General features: G+C 42.0%; 17 protein-coding genes and 2 CRISPR repeat arrays (1 of these 19 cut by a window edge). Of the genes, 9 read left to right on the top strand and 8 right to left on the bottom strand.

The window, feature by feature from the left end:
- A CRISPR array of direct repeats spans positions 1–483; the repeat unit is 25 nt; it reaches 135 nt to the left of the window's first position.
- 274 nt (positions 484–757) lie between these two features.
- The 3 genes from N186_RS03610 (at position 758) to N186_RS03600 (ending at position 3,611) form a co-directional block, all read left to right on the top strand.
- Positions 758–1,855, top strand: coding sequence for a transglutaminase-like domain-containing protein (locus N186_RS03610; protein WP_020962413.1), 1,098 nt, complete (start codon positions 758–760; stop codon positions 1,853–1,855).
- A gap of 258 nt (positions 1,856–2,113) precedes the next feature.
- Positions 2,114–2,329, top strand: coding sequence for a hypothetical protein (locus tag N186_RS03605; RefSeq protein ID WP_020962412.1), 216 nt, complete (start codon positions 2,114–2,116; stop codon positions 2,327–2,329).
- 49 nt (positions 2,330–2,378) lie between these two features.
- Positions 2,379–3,611 (top strand): DNA cytosine methyltransferase, encoded by a 1,233-nt coding sequence (locus N186_RS03600; RefSeq protein ID WP_020962411.1) that lies wholly within the window; start codon positions 2,379–2,381, stop codon positions 3,609–3,611.
- On the opposite strand, the gene N186_RS03595 is transcribed toward N186_RS03600, so the two are convergent.
- Both N186_RS03595 and N186_RS09865 read right to left on the bottom strand, forming a co-directional pair.
- A complete protein-coding gene (locus N186_RS03595) occupies positions 3,601–4,275 on the bottom strand; it encodes an HhH-GPD family protein (protein ID WP_187147053.1) in 675 nt (224 codons plus the stop codon). The genes N186_RS03600 and N186_RS03595 overlap by 11 nt on opposite strands.
- A 29-nt stretch (positions 4,276–4,304) precedes the next feature.
- Positions 4,305–4,433, bottom strand: a complete 129-nt coding sequence (locus N186_RS09865; RefSeq protein ID WP_276114334.1) for a hypothetical protein — start codon at positions 4,431–4,433, stop codon at positions 4,305–4,307.
- Between the two features lie 199 nt (positions 4,434–4,632).
- On the opposite strand from N186_RS09865, the gene N186_RS03590 reads away from it, so the two are divergent.
- The 6 genes from N186_RS03590 to N186_RS03565 all read left to right on the top strand — a co-directional run bounded on the left by N186_RS03590 (position 4,633) and on the right by N186_RS03565 (position 13,347).
- The gene (locus N186_RS03590) at positions 4,633–5,352 is read left to right on the top strand and encodes a hypothetical protein (protein WP_020962408.1); all 720 of its coding nucleotides are present in this window, start codon (positions 4,633–4,635) and stop codon (positions 5,350–5,352) included.
- Positions 5,349–7,904: a helicase-related protein gene (locus tag N186_RS03585; RefSeq protein ID WP_020962407.1), complete on the top strand. Its 2,556-nt coding sequence runs from the start codon at positions 5,349–5,351 to the stop codon at positions 7,902–7,904. The genes N186_RS03590 and N186_RS03585 overlap by 4 nt, the downstream gene beginning before the upstream one ends.
- Before the next feature lie 5 nt (positions 7,905–7,909).
- Entirely contained in the window at positions 7,910–9,280 is a 1,371-nt protein-coding gene (locus N186_RS03580) for a DUF1998 domain-containing protein (RefSeq protein WP_148682027.1), read from the top strand.
- Positions 9,270–10,079, top strand: coding sequence for a phospholipase D-like domain-containing protein (locus N186_RS03575; protein ID WP_020962405.1), 810 nt, complete (start codon positions 9,270–9,272; stop codon positions 10,077–10,079). The genes N186_RS03580 and N186_RS03575 overlap by 11 nt, the downstream gene beginning before the upstream one ends.
- The gene (locus tag N186_RS03570; protein WP_020962404.1) at positions 10,069–11,478 is read left to right on the top strand and encodes a hypothetical protein; all 1,410 of its coding nucleotides are present in this window, start codon (positions 10,069–10,071) and stop codon (positions 11,476–11,478) included. The genes N186_RS03575 and N186_RS03570 overlap by 11 nt, the downstream gene beginning before the upstream one ends.
- Before the next feature lie 108 nt (positions 11,479–11,586).
- Complete coding sequence (locus N186_RS03565) at positions 11,587–13,347, top strand: helicase HerA domain-containing protein (protein ID WP_020962403.1); 1,761 nt, start codon at positions 11,587–11,589, stop codon at positions 13,345–13,347.
- Positions 13,348–13,649: 302 nt separating this feature from the next.
- Positions 13,650–14,788: direct repeats of the CRISPR family, unit length 25 nt; unit sequence GATGCAACTCAGAAAGAATTGAAGG.
- Between the two features lie 36 nt (positions 14,789–14,824).
- On the opposite strand, the gene N186_RS03560 is transcribed toward N186_RS03565, so the two are convergent.
- Genes N186_RS03560 through N186_RS03535 form a run of 6 tightly spaced genes read right to left on the bottom strand, consistent with a single transcriptional unit; the run spans position 14,825 to position 20,536 of the window.
- The gene (locus tag N186_RS03560) at positions 14,825–15,589 is read right to left on the bottom strand and encodes an HD domain-containing protein (RefSeq protein ID WP_020962402.1); all 765 of its coding nucleotides are present in this window, start codon (positions 15,587–15,589) and stop codon (positions 14,825–14,827) included.
- The gene (gene cas3 / locus N186_RS03555; RefSeq protein WP_020962401.1) at positions 15,573–17,405 is read right to left on the bottom strand and encodes a CRISPR-associated helicase Cas3'; all 1,833 of its coding nucleotides are present in this window, start codon (positions 17,403–17,405) and stop codon (positions 15,573–15,575) included. Before cas3 ends, N186_RS03560 begins: the two co-directional genes overlap by 17 nt.
- A gap of 12 nt (positions 17,406–17,417) precedes the next feature.
- Positions 17,418–18,461 (bottom strand): hypothetical protein, encoded by a 1,044-nt coding sequence (locus N186_RS03550; protein WP_020962400.1) that lies wholly within the window; start codon positions 18,459–18,461, stop codon positions 17,418–17,420.
- Positions 18,461–19,210, bottom strand: coding sequence for a type I-A CRISPR-associated protein Cas5a (cas5a, locus tag N186_RS03545; protein WP_020962399.1), 750 nt, complete (start codon positions 19,208–19,210; stop codon positions 18,461–18,463). Before cas5a ends, N186_RS03550 begins: the two co-directional genes overlap by 1 nt.
- Positions 19,211–19,220: 10 nt before the next feature.
- On the bottom strand, positions 19,221–20,204 hold the full coding sequence (locus N186_RS03540) for a DevR family CRISPR-associated autoregulator (RefSeq protein WP_020962398.1): 984 nt from the start codon (positions 20,202–20,204) through the stop codon (positions 19,221–19,223).
- Positions 20,204–20,536, bottom strand: a complete 333-nt coding sequence (locus tag N186_RS03535) for a hypothetical protein (protein ID WP_020962397.1) — start codon at positions 20,534–20,536, stop codon at positions 20,204–20,206. Before N186_RS03535 ends, N186_RS03540 begins: the two co-directional genes overlap by 1 nt.
- Between the last annotated feature and the right edge of the window lie 163 nt (positions 20,537–20,699).

Here is a 20,699-nt window from a genome sequence, read left to right as displayed (position 1 = left end):
ATGCGGCTCAGAAAGAATTGAAGGATCAGGGTAACCTTCTCGGCTCGGCCCAGACCGCTCAGCTTAGATGCAACTCAGAAAGAATTGAAGGTTTGAGTATCCCTCGTTTTCTAGGTCGATGCCTATTGCGCGGGATGCAACTCAGAAAGAATTGAAGGTTCTTCGCTAACCTCAGCGTCAAGGCGTCAGCGATATCGGATGCAACTCAGAAAGAATTGAAGGGTCGAAGATAACCCAGACCATAGAGACCAAGGCGCTTAGGGATGCAACTCAGAAAGAATTGAAGGAGGGCCAGGCCCTCGGCCACCCCGAGCCAGAAGCCTTTTAGATGCAACTCAGAAAGAATTGAAGGCCTCTAGAAACAGCCTTGTCCATCTCTCTAATTGTTGCCAGATGCAACTCAGAAAGAATTGAAGGAAAGGTGTATCCATTAAATGTTGCATGAATCGGAAATTGTTGATGCAACTCAGAAAGAATTGAAAGTGCGTAAGGTGACCTGAGGAACCTATAGCTGTATCCATGCCTGTTTATCCTGGTTCAACTTAGAAAGAATTGTTGCTTCTTTGTTTTGTTCTGGATGAGCTTCGATGAGTGTCAGGTATGTGTGTTCCGTGTTTGGTGCGCGGTGCAGTCAGTTGTGTTAGGCGTTTTGAACATGTGCTAGGGATGGCACAAATGTAATACTTTTATCTTACAAATATTATCCCTGTGGTTATCTTTTTAGGATCATCCTTTAAACTAATACTGTTGAAAGGTAATGGTTGGTAAAGCTTTTTGCAAGGGTGTCTCTGCAAGGATAGCAAAAATCGGTAAGAGGAGCATGGAGCTTGTCCGGTGGCAACATGTTAGCTTAAGTGTCTTTGTTCTTGGGGCAATTATACAGTTTTATCTTTTCCTTAAAGAGGCGGGCCCGCTCGCTGTTCTTAGTTTCATGCTTGCACTTCTAATTTTAATTATAGAGATAGCTGGTAGAGTAATCATCAAGGAAAAAATAGAATTCAAGATTCCAGGTTCAATCATGAAATTGGCTGGTAAAATAATCCAAGGGTTACGAGTTTTACATGATTTTTTATTATTGATATCTGAGGGTCTCTTTCTCGGTGTCGTTTTGTTTGCTTTGTACGTGGTCTACGCGAATTTTGTGTATGTGTCGTTTGAGGTGCTTCACAGTCCCTATTTTGTGTCTGTTGATAAGGGGGGCGTGCTAGTCCTGGTCTTCACTGTAAATTATCTAGTTCCAGTTATCATTGCTGGCATCTTTGCGGGTCTCGCTAGACGCTATATAAGGGATTTACCTACCTTTGTCACTGTTTTACTGTTATCCATATTGTTGGTGTCCTACACGGGAGTGGTGATTCTTGGGCAGTGGCTTTATCCAGTCAAAGTAAAAGAGATGAAGAGCATTTACGGGACACGATGCACCTTGGAGAACGCGTGGAGCATTGCGAAAGCAACGCGGGCAAGTTTCACGTTCACATATAGGGTTAATGTTCCAAAGCCTAGACAGCTAATGATACCAGGTGACGACATTATAGCCATTGCCGATACTGGCACATGCGAGGACTTCGCGATTGAGCTGACTACCCTGCTAAGAGATGTCCTAGGTTGCGAGGCTAGAGTAGTTGCATTCATAGACTACGATCATGCCCTGCCAGAGGTCAAGATAGACGGCGTGTGGTACGTGCTAGATATAAGCTACACTACGCCGGCTGGACCAGTTAGGGCTGAAAACTACTGGAGGTACTTAGAGAACAACACCAGATACTCTCAAATAGTTGCCGAGGCGAAAGGCCTAGTAGACAGAGAGACAGGCAAAGACGTAAGCTCAGAGCATGGTTTTATGCTTAGAGGGTAATACTAAGTATGCCAAGGATTTTGACGTCACAGAAATTATTGGAACTACATACTCAATGCATTTAGCTTCTATATGTCGTGTTATACGGTGATTTTGGTAGCATTATGAGATTTGTGTTAAGGCTCCCTATGGTTAGCACGAGCAAGGATAATTACCGATACTTTTGATTAATGTCTAATTATATCCTGTTGTTTACTTTTGGCATTGCTGGTGAAATCTTTATAAGCCACTGAGTTTAATGTGTCTTGGATGTGTTTTATGAAGCACACTGAAGAGAGAAAAAGCGTTAAAAGGATTCAAGTAACATTTACAGAGCGCCAATGGAGTCTTATTGAGCGTTTGCGCGGCTTTATGGGTAATGAGGACGCCGAGATTGTGAGGAATATTGTCCTGGCTTGGCTTTCTGAAAAGTCTATTCTTTCTTCAACAGTAAAGGAAAAGGATTTACTGAGTGGGAATGACCGTGAACATTAAATGTATGTACACTTTTATGCCTCCTTTTAAAGATCAATGAATTTATGAGGTGAGGGTTGCGAAAATGAGGTACTATACCTTGGTGGACCTCTTTTGCGGTGCTGGCGGGTTGACTTTGGGATTCAAGCAAGCTGAGTACCAGGGCTATGGGTTTAAGGTCTTAGCTGCTGTAGACATTTGGAAAAGGGCATGCGAAACCTATAAGGCAAATCACCCCGAAGTTGAGGTTATCTGCGGCGATATTAGAGATAGGTCTGTTAAGGAGAAACTTTACAGCTTGACTGGAGGACGTGTAGACGTTATTATTGGTGGTCCGCCGTGTGAGGCGTTCAGCTTAGCTGGCAAGCGCGATCCAAGTGATCCCAGAGCTAAGCTTTTCTATGACTATGTGGAAGTGGTGGCAAGGCTTCAGCCTTACGTTTTTGTAATGGAGAACGTTAAAGGAATATTGACCATGCTTACCATTCGAGAAGACATAGACGAGGATGAAAAAAGAAGAGTTCTTGAAGCTTTAAATAAGTTGCTTGATCTTCAAAGTGTAGGTAGGAAAAGGCGGGCAGCCCCCCAGTATATAATTAGAGAAAATAATATTTTGGATCCTTATCAAAAAAAACTCGTCGAGTATGTGAAAAATTACTTGGTAACGGCTGTGGAAGCCATAAAGCAAGCTTTTGACAGGATCGGTTATGATGTTGAGTGGAAAATATTAAATGCCTTGGATTACGGTGTTCCTCAAGAAAGAGAAAGGGTAATTTTCATTGGCGCTAAAAGAAGTTTAGGGATAACTATAAGATTCCCAGAACCTACCCATGCTCCAAAGCCATTCATGAGTGCAGGTGGAAAGGTTATTGAGAAATATAGGACTTTGAGAGATGCAATTGGAGATTTACCTCCATTTGAGAAGAGAGTAGGAGATGAGGTTTATGAGGGCAACTTTTCGCCTATCTACATGTCCAGGAATAGGTACAAATCGTGGGATGAGCCTAGCTATATTATACTTGCAAGCGCTAGGCACATACCACTGCATCCAGACTCGCCTAGAATGATTCATGTAGGGAAAGATAAATGGGAGTTTGAAAACAACTCAGATAAGAAGCCGAGAAGATTAAGTGTATGGGAATGTGCCAGGATACAAACTTTCCCGGATGGATATAAATTCATTGGAAATGTTGTCGATAAATATGCTCTAATAGGAGACGCAGTGCCACCCTTGCTAGCAAAAAGGGTGGCTGAAGCTGTGCTAAAGTCTCTTGTAGAAGCAAGGATTCCACCTAGCCAATAATTGTGTAAGAATAATAGGCGCAATTTTCCCTGAGAGGACATATATCACACTTAGGTTTTTTTGTGCAGACAAGCGCGGAAAAGTCTATCATTCCCCAGTTGAAAAGTTTACATTCTCTTGGACTTTTTGGTGTTGCAATCTCTAATACCTTGGCTACTTCTTTTTCAGTCACCTGAGTGGGATAGAAGATAAATCTCTGAACGATTTTCTTGGTATTAACATCGATTAGGTAAGTAGGAATCTCGCAAGCAAACACTAAGGTGGCTCTTGCAATGTAGTCTCCTACGCCGGGAAGTGATAGTAGCTCCTTGTAGCTGCATGGAATTTGTCCTCCAAATTTTGCCACCAGAGTACCCGCAATGGCATTAAGTTGTTTCGCTCTCTGTCTCCATAAGCCGAGGGGTCTAAGTATTTCGGCTATTTCTTCTTCTTTTGCTTGTGCTAGAGCGTTAACAGTAGGAAATTTCTCAAAAAACTTATACCACACTTTTTTTACATGACCATAGTCTGTTTGCTGAAGAAGTTTCTCAGTTACAAGAACTACGTAGGGATCATTTGTTCTTCTCCAAGGAAAATCTCGCATGTGTTTATATACCCATTTTAAGATTTCTGATCTAAGGATTTTTGATTTTTCTTGCGCTAGCTTCCAATTCGAAGTGTTCATATACATTTTACCGATGAACTTCAGCAATTCTATCCATTTTTTTCTTTTATTTCGCTTCGAAGAGTATTGTATATTGCCTGATTGCTTCCGACCTCGTATCTCTCTCTATTCATAGGAGGAATATTCTTGTAAACTTTAAACGATACTTCTGTTGTCATGTGTAATTTCCCCGGCGAAGTTAACATATGATATCGTTTCATTTAAAATTAATCATTGGGAAGTCGTAATAAAGTAAATGGGCATACTTTTATAGAGAACTTTGAAAACGATAAATTTTTGTGGAACATGCTGTCATAGAAAAATCAAATATATTATGAGTCAGAAAATTTATATGCAAGTATATAAAAATTAACTGTGATGAATGTTTTTGAAAGTATAGCCGAGCAACTAGTAGTATACCTAAAAGATCGAAAGCATCCTGAAAAACCGCATATAGCTGTTTTAGGTCCTCTTCCATTTGCTCTTTATGAGAAGTTTTTGGAAGACTATAAGCTCCTTGACGATTCTAATAAAGTTGTTTCAGTTGATGAAGAGGAAGCAGAAGAAACTGAAGAAGAAGACGAAGGTCTTTCTAAATCTTTTCATGCATGGTACCTAACAGGATTTGAGTTTTCTAAAATAAGTCCTCTTACGTCTCATAAAGAGAGAAAAGTAAACTTAGGCTACAGTTTTGCCATTAGACTTGCCCCGCCCTGTCCAGATGACACTGAGGAAAACTTTGCTGATGTGAAGATTGAGTTTACGTTAATTAATGAAAATATAATCGATGTCACAGTGAAAATTAATAGAAAAGATATAAATTCGGTGTTCCAAAAGAATTTACGCAGGCAAATTTCTTGGAATAACAATAATAGAGTAGATATTGCGGTGGGACTACCTCTTGGCTCAAAGATCTATGCTAGACTTGAGCACTCACAGGGCAATCATTTATTCATTGATTTAAAAGACAGCTTTCCCGATATTGAAAAATATTTGGGCTCTAGGCAGGATAAAGATTTTAAGTTTTCTATAAATAAAACGGCTGCAAAGAATGGACAGGTTTCATCAAGAGATACAAAATACATCACGCTGCCGTGATCGGGATAAGTATTACGAGAGAGAAAAACTATGGAGAAACATATTTTCTAAAGAGCTTACTCATATGCCTCGGTGGCTATTTCGACAAGAAACAATACAATAACAAAATTGTAGAAAGAAAAAAACCGACAGTATACGTCTATGATAGCAATGGCTATAAATGGTCAATGGGACACCTATTTGAAGTAGAGGGTGAAGTTGCCTTCGAAGGATACAATGTTGAATGGAAATGGGACAAGTTTGGTCTCCAGGGAATTAATCCAATAAATTGTCTCCTCGCTGAAGACGACCAAGGAAACAGGTTTAAGTTTAGAGACTGGAATATAGCTAAAGAGCCTGTTTTTTCAATTGAAGCCTCTGAAGACGAAGTAAAAGAATCTCTAAGGAATCTAATTTATGAAGCCAAACAATTTATACGGTCGGGAGTTAAGCACGACGACATTGAAATAGTGGGTAGCGCTCTTCAATATTCCCTTGAGCAGTTAGGTATAAAAAAGTTATATAAGTACCAGGAAGCTGCCTTGAAGAAAATATCTCTAACACTTCTGGGTTTGAATACTGAAAAAAGACATTTTGCAATAGTTGCGAGGACCTCTGGCGGAAAAACCTATGCTTTTCTGCTTCCCTTAATTTTTGCCTCAGCTATTTATAAAGCCAAAGGTCACAAGGGCTGTAAAGCTATTCTATTTTATCCAACAAAGGCACTTGCAAATGATCAGGCCGACGAATTGGCTCATCTGCTCTGGTACTTTAATGATTATTTACGCAGGCAAAAACGGGAGGACCTTACAATTACAATGGGAATATTGCATGGAAATATAAAAAGCAGGTTTGCCAGCGGAGAAGATAAACCAGAAGTTACAATGATTAAATGTCCCATTCATGAACGCCCGCTCACACTTTACTTTGAAAGACAAGAAGAAAAATTTTCCTTGGAAAAATTGTCGTGCGACTATGAGGATTGCCCTGTGAATAGAGATAGTGATTGGGTGAATAAATGGATAAAACTAACAAGAGAGGCAATTTACTCCGAACCGCCTGATATTTTGTTAACAGATCAAGACATGATCAATGCTGTCTTGATGCGCAATCCCTCCGAATTAACCATTATAGGATACTCTAGTGTTAAAGTATGCAAAAAATGCGGGTCAACATATCCTGTTCAAAAAAGAAAATGCAGATGTGGGTCTACAGAGCTAATACCTATGCAGAAGCTAGGTCATCCGATCGCTATTGTTCTAGATGAAGCACATATGCTAAGGGGGAGTTTTGGGATACAAACATATTATTTATTGAAGAGACTTGAGCAGGCTATTAGAACTTATCACAACGAACTGCCAGATTGGAGACCTACCTATATTATCTCTAGCGCAACAATTCATAGTCCTAAAATGTTTGCAGCTAGTTTACTTGGAGAAGATGCTAAGTCAATAGAAGTATTCGAAGCTAATTACGATAAAGGTGTGAATGTTAAATCACAAAGAATATTTCTTTTCCTAATGCCCAAGACCTATGAGATGCAGGCTACATGTATAAGAGCTATAGGTAAACTTTATGATTTAGCAAAGGAGAAAAAACCACAAACAATTGTTTTCGTCAATTCACTAGCGGAAAGTAATGAACTATGGCGCGGGCTAAATGATGAGATTGCAAACATACAGGGTATAAGGGTAGGCGGTCATACAACTGATTACGAACAAGACAGAATAAGGATAGAGCAAGATTTCAGCAAAAAAGTGTACCAGGTGCTGGTAGCGACAAAGACTCTTGAAGTAGGCGTAGATTATGGCTCACTTGATGTAGCTGTTATTCATGGGATGCCGTTTTATATTTCAGATTTCACGCAGCGTATTGGGCGGGCGGGTCGGAACAGGGATGCGTTAATTATTGTTATATTTGACCCACAAACACCCATAGATTACTATTACTATCAAAACTATAGACTTCTATGCGACCCGGCTTTAAGAAGCGATGCAATGTCCTTGGAAAGTTATACAATAAAGTCCAACAATCAAGAAGCTATACGCAGAACAATAACAAGGGCAATCTTTGATTATTTGTCGGTAGCCTCAGAGAAGATTAACATAGGAAAACTATATGATGAAGAGTCGGCAGTAGACGATCAAGTCTTAACACGTCTTAAAGCTGTTCTATTTGACGAAAGAGACTCGCTACATTTAAAGATGATAAACCATATTCAAGGAGTTATAGGGTCATTAGACAATAATCTTTTTGAAGATGCTTTGCGCGAGGCTATAGATCGCATTAGCCAGTCAATAGGTCCTTTCGAAAAATCTACTAAAATCGAAAGTATTTTGAAAAAAATCGACAACATCTATCAAATTTACAACCTCAGGCATGCCGAAAAAGCCGTTTTATTCAAATTTAGTCCCTCATTTGGCTCGGCATCTGACACGAGACCGAGAGAATTGTCCACGGCAATCAGGCGAGCAAGTAGGGGGCAAGTCATTTCTTTTAGGGGTATATTCTACGTTGTGAAAATGATTGAAGGAAATACCGTAAATATAAAGTCTTTTCTAGAAGATGGGTGAGGGTCTTGTCACAAGATATCAATTATAGTCTTCTTGATGAGCTCGCAAGAGAACTTGACAGACTTAAAAGCGAGATGTACCAGTTGAGCACAGTATTTGACCTTTTAGCTCGCCAAGTGAGGGGAAAAAAGGTAAAAGTAATAATGCCTGAAAACGTTTTAGCTGAATTAGAAAATAACCTAATTTCTTTAAGGTATTTTTGGTGCTCTAAATGTGGCAAAATATATAGAGATGATGAGGTACCCAAAAACTTCAAGTGTGATTGTGGGGGTAAAATTATTCAGGCCTATATTGCCGCCCCTAAGTTCCTAACCCCTCCAAATAGATATTTTCAAGTTTCTAACTTCTCTACTTATTATAGGAGAAGTGAAGAGTATTTATTTATTCCTGTTGCAAAATTTGTTAACGCATACTGCGACGTTGACAGAAAAAACAAAGTATTGAAACGCATTGTTCGAATTAGTACTGAGAGACCTGTTAGCTCGCTAATTTATGCATGTCCAGACGTGAATCGAAGTTCAAAATGTCCATGGAAACTACAGCTACCGCTTGGTTCAACTCAGATAAATGTATGTGGCAAGGGGAGAGGTAATTCTTCTACTAGCGTTCCATATGCAATTGTCCGTCCTCCCAGGAGAGAAAACACGATTTATAGAATTGTCCCACCAAGCGAGTCCCTTACTAAGCCTTTTTCGATCAACCTGTTTAAGACACTTGATAATGATAAAATTGAAATAAATTTTCCTAAGGAAAGCATGCCAGGAATAATAGATATAGCTTTTACCAAGGCAAAAGTATACCAGTTAACTCTTTTCCTGTTGGCAGGTACTCCTTACGCCGGAAAAAGGGAGCGCATTCCTATAGTCTCTATTGGGAATGATAATGCCATTGAAGTTATTGGGAGAAAAATTGAAACAGAAGGATTACTTATAAATTTGGATCCATCAAAAGTAAAGGAAACTCAAGAAAGTCTTCAGAAAATGGGTTTTTCATCGCGTGACGCAACCCCTACCGTAATAACCCATACATTGGCGCATCTATTCCTCATAACAGCTCCACTTATTGCTGGTTTAAGTGAGCATGAATTTGGCGAAGCTATTAAAGTAGATCAAGAAAGGGACATATACCAAGTTCTAATCTACGACAATTCTCCAGGCGGCATAGGTGGTGTAAGAAGTTTAATTGAGAAGGATAATACTCTAAAAATAGATTATATAGCCTTGGTTGGCAAGAGAACTGAATGTCCTCGTTCATGCAATCTGGCATGCAAGGCGTGCCTGTTCTCCGCAAACTGTATGTGGCTAAACTATGTTCTCAATCGTTTCTCATTGAATTTTATAATTGACAAGAAAAGGTTGGCACATTATGTCGTTTAAAAATAATTGCGCCCCAGAAATGAAAGAAAAAATTCTTTCAATCTTAAGGGAGAGTCCCAAGAGTGTTCCGGAGATAAAGAAGCAATTCCCAGATGAAGTTAGCATATCCCAGATAATTAAATGTCTATTAGAGCTGCGAAGGATAGGACTTGTAAAGGCAGTAAAAGATGAGTTTTTTGATGAGACACGACCTTTGACAACCACCCTTTGGGCAGTTAATGAGGATAAAGACCTAATGCAAAAGTTTATTTCGAGTCCTGATGTATCCATTATCTTGTCGGGAGCTTTAAAAGAAGACTTAGGAAAATCTTTTGAAAGTTTTCCATCCTTTTTTGACGCCATAGGAGAAATAATATTAAGCGCTGAAAGAGAATTAAATATTGCTGTGCCTTATATCGATTCAACCTTCACAGGTCTTCTCTCAAACTATAAAGCATTTATACGGAATATCCCTAATCTAAGGATATTAACGGAATTCAAAAAAGAGAACATAGGTAGTTTGCAACGCTTAAAGAATTCTCTTTTTCCTAATCTTGAGTATAAAGTGATTGGTCAATATGGTTTAATAAAATATGGTCAAAAAACAATTTATACAAAAATTCGAGGCATTCATTTAAAAATGATTATAACAGAAAACATGGCTATGATAGGAAGCTTCAATATGACAGAAGTCCATTTCTTGTCAAATTATGATATAGCGGTTCTTTTCAAAGGTGAAATAGTTAATCAGTTATTGCGACTTTTCCAACAAATATGGAATCTGGCTAAACAACCCTCTGTGAGCATACATGCTGGATGAGTATTTCTACCCAATACCGTTTGCAATTGCTTTGTCAGACCTCTATAATATCATTATTCACGTAAGAGAGTATTCGAGGTATAGTAGAGAATTTCTCTCTTTTCTTGACTCTTTCGAAAGTTACGAGAACCAAGATGTATGGAAGAAGACTCGCAGATTAAAAAAATTACTAAGCAGTCATCCACTTATGGGAAGAATACTGGAAGATATGTATAATCAATGCGCCGAAGATGTAAGATTTCAAAAGAGAATCAGCGATGAAATAAGAAAAGACCCACTAAAATTACTTGAATACTCTCAAGGACGCGAAAAATCAGGTATTGCAGAAATTATACCCCCATGCGGTAAAAAAATTAATGAAATGGAATTTAAAGGGATATACGCATACTTTGAAGGTAATAGAGCGCACTTAATTTTGTACAGCATGGCTCTACAGAAACCTGTATACATACGTGTCCCTTCATCTTATTTTCAGGAATATTTGAACTCTACATCTGGAAATCTAATAATCGGAGCACAGCTCACCTTAAAACAGATAATCCTCTATGAACCTTTTCTAAGAATAAGACCGTCTAGAAAGATTAAAATCAATATCAGCCGTGTCCCTAAAGATTGGCTATCAATCAAATCAGCCCTGGATGAAATGGAAGGGCTTTATGCAACTCCTAACTTTGTATCAAAACTGTTACTAGGCAAAATTAGCATGGATCCAAAATATTTAATTCCAATCCCAAGATATAACTATCAATACGTTTTTCCCGGCGACTTTGTTGTTCCGGTAATCACTCATGTGAAGATTGCAGAAAAGGTGTTTATCTCTCAAATAAAATTAAGAATTGGAGATTCCGAAGTAATTGGAGGCTGTCCACATGACGCTAAGATATTTTTTGGTAATTCTAACAGCTATGAAGCTCTTCTCCTTGTGAGACCTTTTTCAAAAAGAATTTCAATCATTGCAATGGCACCTGCGGACATACTTAATTATAAAGAAAGCTTAGACCAAAAATGGAACAATATTCTTCCAAGATTTGAGGATATTAAAATGGAGTCACTAAATAGCATGTCCCTAACAGTCGATAATATCGATGAGGCTTTAAAAATTGTAAACCAATACAGAAGATATATGCTTGAGACTCTTAAAAACGTATACACTCAAACTCAAATGAAAAAAATTAAAAAAACTTTACGTGATATGCTTCTGAGAATGATATTTGTCTATAACGAAGTATCTACTTTCAAAACCTATGAGGAATATCGAAAAGCTCTTGAAAGCGATAAAAATGTTCTTCAAGACATTATCAGCGGCAAGGGATACATTTATGCGGCACTGTCGTATATATTAAGTAGAAAAAAATCTATTAAATTATTGAAACCTAAGTATCTTCGTTTTATCTTGTAGGTAACACGGGTTATAATAAAATGCTAGTCTTAGTAAAATCAAACAGTTTGTTTTGTCTAAAAGGTTCTTTTGTTTCCACCTTTTATTTTTGTTGCTTGTGTTTTTGGTATGGCGGTGTGGTTTGGTGTTGATGCTGTTGCTGGGGAGATGTGGCTTGGGCCTGTTTTTGCTTCTGGGGTTAGGAGGCTTGGTGTGGCTAATTTTGGTAGGGGCTTGCTGATAGGGGTGGGGGAGAGGGATGCGGGGGTCTTTGAGGAGGTTGCTGTCGGCGCTGGGTGGAGGGTTTGGCGTGTTGAGCCCGTGTTTCCCGAGGCTCGTTTTTTGAGGATTCGTGTGCCTGTTGCTGTGCCTCTTAGGGGCCACGTGGGCCTCGTGCTGTATAGGCGTGACGCTACTAAGTTCTATGAGGGGCTTCAGAGGGCGTATAGGTACGGGTTGCCGAGCGCATTTGAGCCGTATGTTTCGAGCGCCCTGCTGTATGGCTCTGTGTATAGGGGCTACGCGGTGGTCTTTGGGAAGGGTAGCAGGGGGCTGGCCGAGAAGTTTTCGAGGCTGAAGGCGCCCCTGCTTGCCAGGGTTTCGTGGCTTGACCCGCTGTACGTGTTTACGCCGCTGGACGTGGATATTGCTACGCGTGGCCTGGTTTCTGGCGGCTATACTGGCGAGGCTGTCGGGGCAGTGGAGATCCCTGTTTTTCACGGCTACAGCCTGAGGCTTCGGGAGGGCTCGGACAACAGCCTCACGATTATCGGGGCTCCAGGGACTGGGAAGAGTAGCTTCCTGGACTACCTGCTGAGCAGGCTCGAGGGCTGGAACGTGCTCGTCTTGGACGTCACGGGCGAGCACAGGCTCCTCGAGAGGCACGGCTACAGGGTCCTCGAGGCAGGGGTAGACCTCTTCATCAACCCCCTCGCTATGGGCGTAGACGTCGCCTACTCTGTCATATTGGGCGTCATAGAGGCAACGTGGAAGGAAAAGGCTTCGCCAATAGTCGCCTACACGCTCTACACGGCTCTCCAGAAGAGCGGGACACTCTTGGACGCCTACAGCCACGTCGAGAAGCTGCTGTCCTCTTCCAGGCAGGAGGACGAGCGGGCGGCCGCGGGCGCCCTCATCAGGAGGCTTAGGCCCATGATCCACCCAGCCCTCCTCGGCCACGGCGACCTGCCCAGGGGGAGGACAGTGGTCGACCTCAGCCCGCTGCCAGAGGAGGCGAAGAACATCTTCAGCCTATCGGCGCTCTACCTGGCATACTTCTCCGCCGTGAGGGGAGGCTGGAGCGGGATAATCGTCCTAGACGAGGCAGACAGGCTGGGAGACACAGAGGTCGCAAACAGGATAGCAGACGAGCTCAGAAAGTACAACGTCTCGATATGGGCCGTTGGCCACAGCCTCGCCAGAGTAGCCAGGAAGCTCGCGGACGCAGGCACACTCATGGTCTTCGCGACAAACGACCCAGACAACCTCGAGACACTGGCCACAGTCACGGGCTGGAGGGACGCCGGCCTCCTCGGAAAGCTCGCCTACGGCCAGGCACTAGTAGTCAGGAGGGGGCTCCAGCCCGTCATAGCGAGCCTCTACATACCCGCAGAGTTCAGGAGCCGCAGCGCAAACGTTAACCCGTGCCTCAGGTTCGAGGACACTGCTAGGCGCCACGGCGCCGACCCCCTAGAGCTCATGAAGCTATACGTCGAGCTCTTCCCACATAGACACGTCGTCCCCAGGATCCTCGAGGGCGGAGCCGTGCCACGCCAAGAATTCGAAGCATTCAGGCAAAAAGCAGGCAAAACACCCAGACAAACACTAGAAGCATTGGCAGAGATCTACACATGCCTAGAAAACAGAGAAAAACAGACAAGCACGCCCTAGCTACCCCTAATTGTCCTTGTAGCGACACTGTCACCTTGCCAAGTTAACATGGATAAGTTTTTGTCAACTATTTCCCTATGTGCAAACTAAAAGTTGTTTATGAAGTTTCTCATTGGGAAGCTTATTTTAAATTTAGGTTTACGGGAAAACGTCCCGACCCAAAACGGGGTGTTTCGGGAAGCTTCCCTATAGGGAAGTTTCAGAAGTTTCCAATGTGTAAATTTGTGTGCTAGGGCAGTTTTGCAGACTTCTTGAAGGAAAAAGCATTAAACATATAAACCATGCCCGAGTAAAACATTTCGGATGCAACTCAGAAAGAATTGAAGGACAGCTGTGTGAAGCTTCGCTTGCACCTCGGAGCCAGTAAGATGCAACTCAGAAAGAATTGAAGGAAATGGGCAGATTAAGTATGCTAGGGCTGACATTGAGATGCAACTCAGAAAGAATTGAAGGAGAAATAAATGGATACAAGATAATTTTCAACACCTTGGATGCAACTCAGAAAGAATTGAAGGTTATCCATTCATAAATAAAGCTGCGCAGCTGTGTTAGAGATGCAACTCAGAAAGAATTGAAGGTCCCCTTCGTCTCTGCGACCGCGAGGATGCTGGAGAGGGATGCAACTCAGAAAGAATTGAAGGACCATAAAGTGCCATTGAAACCTGGTCGGCAACGTAGAAGATGCAACTCAGAAAGAATTGAAGGAGGTGTGGAAGGGGCCGTGATAGTCTCTTCCATCATACAGTGATGCAACTCAGAAAGAATTGAAGGATAATGTATATTTGGGGCTGGTCCTCCCCTGCCCCGGCTGATGCAACTCAGAAAGAATTGAAGGACTAAAAGCAATTACGGCAGAAATAGAGGACATCAAGCAAGCCGATGCAACTCAGAAAGAATTGAAGGCAATGCTTCCATATGTGAAAAGTTGGCTTACGGTATAATATGATGCAACTCAGAAAGAATTGAAGGGCGTATTGTAGAGCCTTGTCTAAGTCCTCTTGCGTGATATACCAAGATGCAACTCAGAAAGAATTGAAGGAACTTTTTCCTGATCGCCCTTGTCCTCGGCCTCATAATCGAGGATGCAACTCAGAAAGAATTGAAGGCGATGCAGAAATCACTGCGGGACAGGGACATCGAAGAACTCGCGATGCAACTAAGAAAGAATTGAAGGATTTGTAGTTCAGAAGAAAGTACTCGAATTTTCTAGGATTTCCGGATGCAACTTAGAAAGAATTGAAGGATTGAATTTGTTGAGGTAACAATAACATCGATTGACACCCTAGATGCAACTAAGAAAAAATTGAAGGATTGTTATCATGATGGCGATTGCGGCCTGTATTAGCTGTAGATGCAACTTAGAAAGAATTGAAGGCTCTACCGCTGCCCTTTGAAAACATTTGCTCAATGTATTGGGATGCAACTGAGAAAGAATTGAAATTAAAGTCTTGGTTTTTGTGTAAGTTTTGGGGTGGTTTTATTTGGTTTTTTGTTTGTGTTTGTTCTTTCGGTTTTTTGTTGCTGTTTGTCCGTCGCATTTGTTTAGTATTCCTGTGGTTGCCTCGATTAGTATGTTCTCTGTTTTGTATGTTCCTATGCGGAGAAGGTTGTTTCTTAGGTTTGGTAGTACTCCTAAGTCTATTGGGTTCTTGTTTAGGGTTTTTGCCGTGGTGTCTAGGATTTTTGATGCGATGGGGGTTTTGATGAATTGTTTTGCGTTGTTTGCAAGTGTGTTGATTTGTTTTAGGCATTCGTCTCCGATTGATATTGTTGGGCGGATTGGTTTGAGGACGCTGTATTCGCTTGTGATCTGTGAGTAGTGGTGTAGTAGTACTGGTAGGACAACTAGTGCCAGGAAGATATGTCTCGCCTCGAGCTGCGTATTTTTTCCAGCTAGGAGTTGGTTGAGGGTGTCCTCTATGTTGTCTGGGCTTAGGTCGAGGTCGATGGTGTTGTACCCGATCCTGAGGGCTATCATCGCGGAGGTTACATAGTGATGTGGGAAATCTGTGCACTCTGTCTTGCATTTTTCCTGTGTTTCTTTTTCTGCTTTTCCTAGGTCGTGGAGGAGGCCTGCTATGAGAACTAGGTCTCCGGCTGTTTCCTCGTCGATACCGTAGAGCCTCCATATTTTTCTTTTTAGGCCGATGAATTCCCAGGAGTTTTTAATGCATTGGGCAACCTCGAGTGAGTGTTTGTGGAGAGTTTCTTCTATTGGTGGTTTTCTATATGCGTAGCACATCTTCTTTTACCCCTAGGTTTTTCTCGTAACAGTTAGTTTTAAGCAGGAAGACTGTTCCAACAAAGTTGTATTTTGTTTCTGGGTCGGCTAGTGTTTTTTGGAGGTTATGGAAGTATTTGTCGAGGCTGATTTCTTCTCTTTGCCGGTATAGCTCTTCTATTGGAGATATCTTCCTAAGTGTAGCTTTTTCCCGTGTCCCCAGCGCCACATACAGACCGTCTATGCAGCCCCTAGAAGCTAGAAGCCTGAGCTTGTTTAGAGAGGTTACAAAGCTATCCTTGTTTAGATTTACTCTTCTGCCAGCTCCGTTGAGAAGCTCTGGATCCGCAACAACGACTTCTGCAAGAAATGTCCGCACCAGCCCGTATCCATGGTTTCTCACAATTTCTCCGATGGATCTGCTGGAGATGAGGAGAGGAGAGGCTAGGGTCTCCAGGCTCCTTTTCAGCTTCGTGTTTATTTCTGGGATACCTGTTTCCCGTAGGAGCGGCCCGTAGCCCAGATAACTGTCTGTGTCGTAGGGCAGTCTCCAGCATATCTGTTTTTGCTGGTTTTCTGCATTTTCAAGGAGCCCTTTGATCCTTGAATCGAGGTGCTTGTTTTCGAGGATAAAGACATGTGCTTTGTTTTCCTTGCATCTTTCAATTTTTCTGCATACTCGGCCTGTTCTCTGGATTACAGAGGAGGCTCTGCTGGCATCTGTAATTAATGCATTGAAACTTATGTCTACGCCTGCCTCCACGATGCTTGTAGCTACGAGTATCCTCGTCTTTTCGTCTCGGATGCTTTCTAGGGCTCTGCTTCTATCTTCCCTGGTCATGAGGCTATGTAAAAGTACTATTTCATCATCATTTAGCTCAAGCGATTCTTTTAGTTCTTTGAAGGTTTTTATTGCTTCTCTTATTGTATCCCGTGCTATAAAAACAGTCATTCCTGTATCGATGAGTTCCTTGACTTTTTCTTTTAGGTTATCCTCTCGGAGAAGACTAGAGAACCATTGGATAGATGTAACGTTTTCTTCGAATTCTTTGTCGTGGACAAGAGTCAGGTGCCCGTCGCTTTTATCGGTCTTGTCAAGCTTTACAATTTTTGCTTCTTGTAGGGTTTCTAGAAGGTGTCGCTCCGAGTTTTCACTGAGTGTGGCGCTTGCAACAATAATTGGTGTTTGGGCTGCTACCAGCATCCTGAGAAGCTCGTTAAATGTTGTGAATAGGTTGCTTTCTTCGTCTTCCTTCTCCTCGTAGATCATGTGTGCCTCGTCGAAATATGTTGCACTTACGAAAATCCTAGTTCTGGGGATAGCATAGTGTTTCCTGTAGCTAAAAATCTCTGTAACTGGGACACGGAAGGCGTTATATGCAAGAGAGTCGAGTGTAGTTATGACGTATCTAGCATCGAATAGTGGTTCTTTTTTCAGGACGTCTTTCACTTCTACGAGTTCATCGCTTTCCTGGTTTGAAAGCAGGTGTTCACCCATTTGGTAAGCTATGTCTTTGATGCCGATATTGACGGCTGAAAGCGACTCTTTAACTTCTCTGAGAACAGTTCCACTTTTCCTACAATAGTTTCTCAGGGCTTCACTCGACGAGAAAGCGTTTATCATGAGACAGAGATAAACGTCTTCTACTATGGCTCTAAGCGGTAAAGAATGTATAAAACTGTGGCACCAGCCACTCTCAATGAGGATCCTAGCCATCAGTGGTGCTGCGGTGCTTTTGCCATAAGCGGTTGGCGCCTCAATAATTATTCTCGGCGGTTTAGAGGTGTTAGCATCATTTTTTAAGATCTCAGCTGCTTTTTCGATTAGGGGTCTCAACTGTTGCGCCTCCTAGACCCTTACCTGTAACAATTTGTCAAAAATGTCTCTCCATGTGTCGCCATAGTTCCTGTGGAGGTCATTTCGAATGTTCTCTGACGTGAGGCTTCTGAGAGCTTTGTAAATCTCTTCTGTCGTCTTTAGTGAGTTGTATACGATTATCGCCCTGGCTAGGTCTTCAACGAAGTTTCTTGCGGGTCCACTGTTTTTTGGATATTTGGAAAACATTGAGTAGAGGGGTGAGGCTAATCCCATTCGTGAAATATCTAAAGCTATACCGCTGGGACTAAGGATTTCAAAAGCCTTGACCATTGCCTTTTTGCCTCCATTACGCATTGAAAGCCTGAGAAACTCTAGATTTATTGGTGAGCGTTGCACGTTTTCATATAGATTTCTCCCGTATATCAGCACAAGGACGGAGGCTACTCCCACTAGCACACTTGCCCTACTACCCTCATTATTAAGAACAGATCTAACGACGGTTTTTATCATTCCACTTAATTTCCTATAATCAATAGCGCCTGGGTTAGGTACTTCGATAAATGTGTATCCCCATTCCTGTTCGACACCCCTCCTAACAGTATAGGTATGAGTGATGTCGGCTCCAATCACTGCTAGGCCATGTAGTCGGTCCTCGATCTTTATAACCTCTCTTTTTAGGAACTTCTGGGTTATTTGAGGATTGAAGGTTTTTATGTATTCGATGAATTCTAGCGAGAGTGCTGGTTTAAGGCTCATGGATGAAGGATTTTCGTTGCATATGAGGTCTGGACATTTACATACGTCATAAAGGCTTTTTGTTTTTATGTCATTACCTGTCAAGGGCAGGGGAATTCTGCTACATGCTCTCTCTTTGTCGGCCTCTTTTAGACTTTCAACATAATTTTTGGCTTGTGCACAAAGGTCGCTAAGAGATTCTTTTATGTCGCGGTCAAGTCTCTGGTTGATTAGATAGGTTGTAGCTGCGTCAGCAAACCATGTTACAATAAAGCCTCGGTATGCATCGATGTTTTCAAGGCTTATTACTACTTGTCCAGAAGTTTTCTTTGGTGGCATTATGTTTTTCCCTCGAGTAACATTCTAGGTATGGGTATCTCGAAGTCTTCTATCTTTATCAGGGCTCCGTTCGTTTTGAGTTCGCCAATAATCGGTTCAAACCCGTTATTTACAATATAATCTTCCATTACGGGTGAAACAGTTGTACCAAAGTTTTCTTTGACAAGTTTAGGCATAGATATAACTTGTCCCCTCTGTACAACTGCTATGTCTTTTGGGAAGTAAAAGAAGGTTTCAAAAGTTCCCATTTCCTTGTACTTAACGGTTTTCTCTAGTTCCTCGTAGCATACATCTTCGACGCTTACAATTCCCTCTTTTTTTCCAATTCTCACAATACCGTAAGCGTAATCTATCAAGCTCTTTTCGGTGACAATGTACAAGACGTAAAGTTTGTCATCAGCGAAACGGCTTAAGCCTCGTGCCCCTACGCTATACGCAAGCGACATGTCGTTCCATCTAATCTTTTTCTGATACATCAATTGGAAAATTCGCTCAACTTCGCGGGTTCGGACCCACCCATCTGTTCCAGCGGAAGCGTACGGAACCATGTCTAAGATCTTTACTGCCGGCGAAAACGAGCCCTCAACGGTCTCTTTTGCTTCTCGGAGTCTAAGGAATGGGTATGCAAGGGCGCCCACAAGCGTTGTAGGGGGTGGAAGAGGATAATGTGGTGATGGTACAGGTGCAAGTGGATAGTTGACTGTGATGCCTCCAGGAGCTCTTAGCTTAACGAGCACTGCATATTTCATTTGTAGTGCCCTAATCTCTTTTTTGCTTTGGCAGAAGGTTCTTTGTTTTCTGGAGGGCCTTTTCTAGCATCTCAGTCATGGTATCTGCTTTTTCGACGTTTTGTTTGCTCGATGTGCATGAGTCTAGCCGTTCTTTGTCCATGTACACGATATGGATTTCCTCTTTTAATTGATTCAAAGCGTCTAAATATTTCTCCGCCCTGGCTATAGTATCGCAGATGTAATTTGTTCCTCCGGGATAGACACGCGGCGGACTAACAGAGAATGGGATCGGGTTTGATATAGCCGCTATGCCCCCGACCACTTCTTCTATTGGTAGGTATCTCGCCTTCTTTGCCCCGAAACCGGAGCTTTCGAGAAGGACAGAAATCCCCTTAAATGCCACCTCTAAACGCGTCTCTCTGTCTTCTGTAAATTCACCATTCTCGAGCTTGCCTATCCTTGACGCATCGATGCCTATCATCAGCATGTATATGGCTGTTCCGCTCTCTATACTGAAGGGCTGGTGTTGCTGGGTCGAGAAGTCGTATCTTACGTGGAACTGGGACTCTACCATGGCTTTAGCACTCTCTACATCGGGCACCATGTAACTGAACATCACCGGCGAAGTTCTCCGGATACCAAGGTCTGGAACCATAAAGCCAGTAATGTCCTCCACGATACAGCTTTCCACTATTTTGTCATGTGTTAAGTCTTTGTCCTTGCTTGTTCCGTGTTTAGTGAAGCCTCCCCGCGTCTCGTATGCTTTACATTCCTCACATACCTTCAATTTATAAAAATTACCCAACTCGACTAGTGCCCTCATATATCCGTTGGCGATAGACTGTCCAGAGATTGCGGGAGCAGTAAGAATCTTGTAACGTATGCTACCGTCCTTATTTACTTTTTTGAGAATGGAAACTGTTCTATGACGTGTATAGGCGCCTAGAGCCTCAACCATGTTAAGAGCTTCTACTTCGACTCTAAGCCTTAAACCAATAGATACGAATACCATTACTTTTCACCCCCAGATGAACTTACTTCCATTTGCAGGCCCCTTGTCAAGGCTTTAATTGCTATTTCTCGTGCTAGCCCGATTCTCTTTTCCACAGCCCTCAAAAAGTCCTGAACCTCACCCTCGCTGGGAACGTATATCTTCACTCCTCGTTTAAGCTCTGTAGACGCATACCTCAACGCCTCATATACCGCAAGTCTAACCGTATCAAGGTCTGTAGCTCTCGCCATTCTGTCGACGGGACCATATACTCTTTCCTTGACAAGATAGGCGAAAATATTAACGAGCCCCTCGTATCTCTGGTCTAGTTGACTATAATCTGCTTTTTGCATCAAAACATGGTTAGATAAAGAATTATTTATCTTTTCCTATAGGTATATATACAAACATCCCATCGTGAAAAAGGATTTTCCTAGAAAGATCCAATCATGTTGTAAGCATAATGCTAGAGAAAAAGGAGTTTTTCCCTGTTTTTCTTGGGAAAACTAGTGTTAA

This window comes from Thermofilum adornatum (assembly GCF_000446015.1).
Taxonomy (GTDB): domain Archaea; phylum Thermoproteota; class Thermoprotei; order Thermofilales; family Thermofilaceae; genus Thermofilum; species Thermofilum adornatum.
This window is presented reverse-complemented; position numbering and strand designations above follow the sequence as displayed.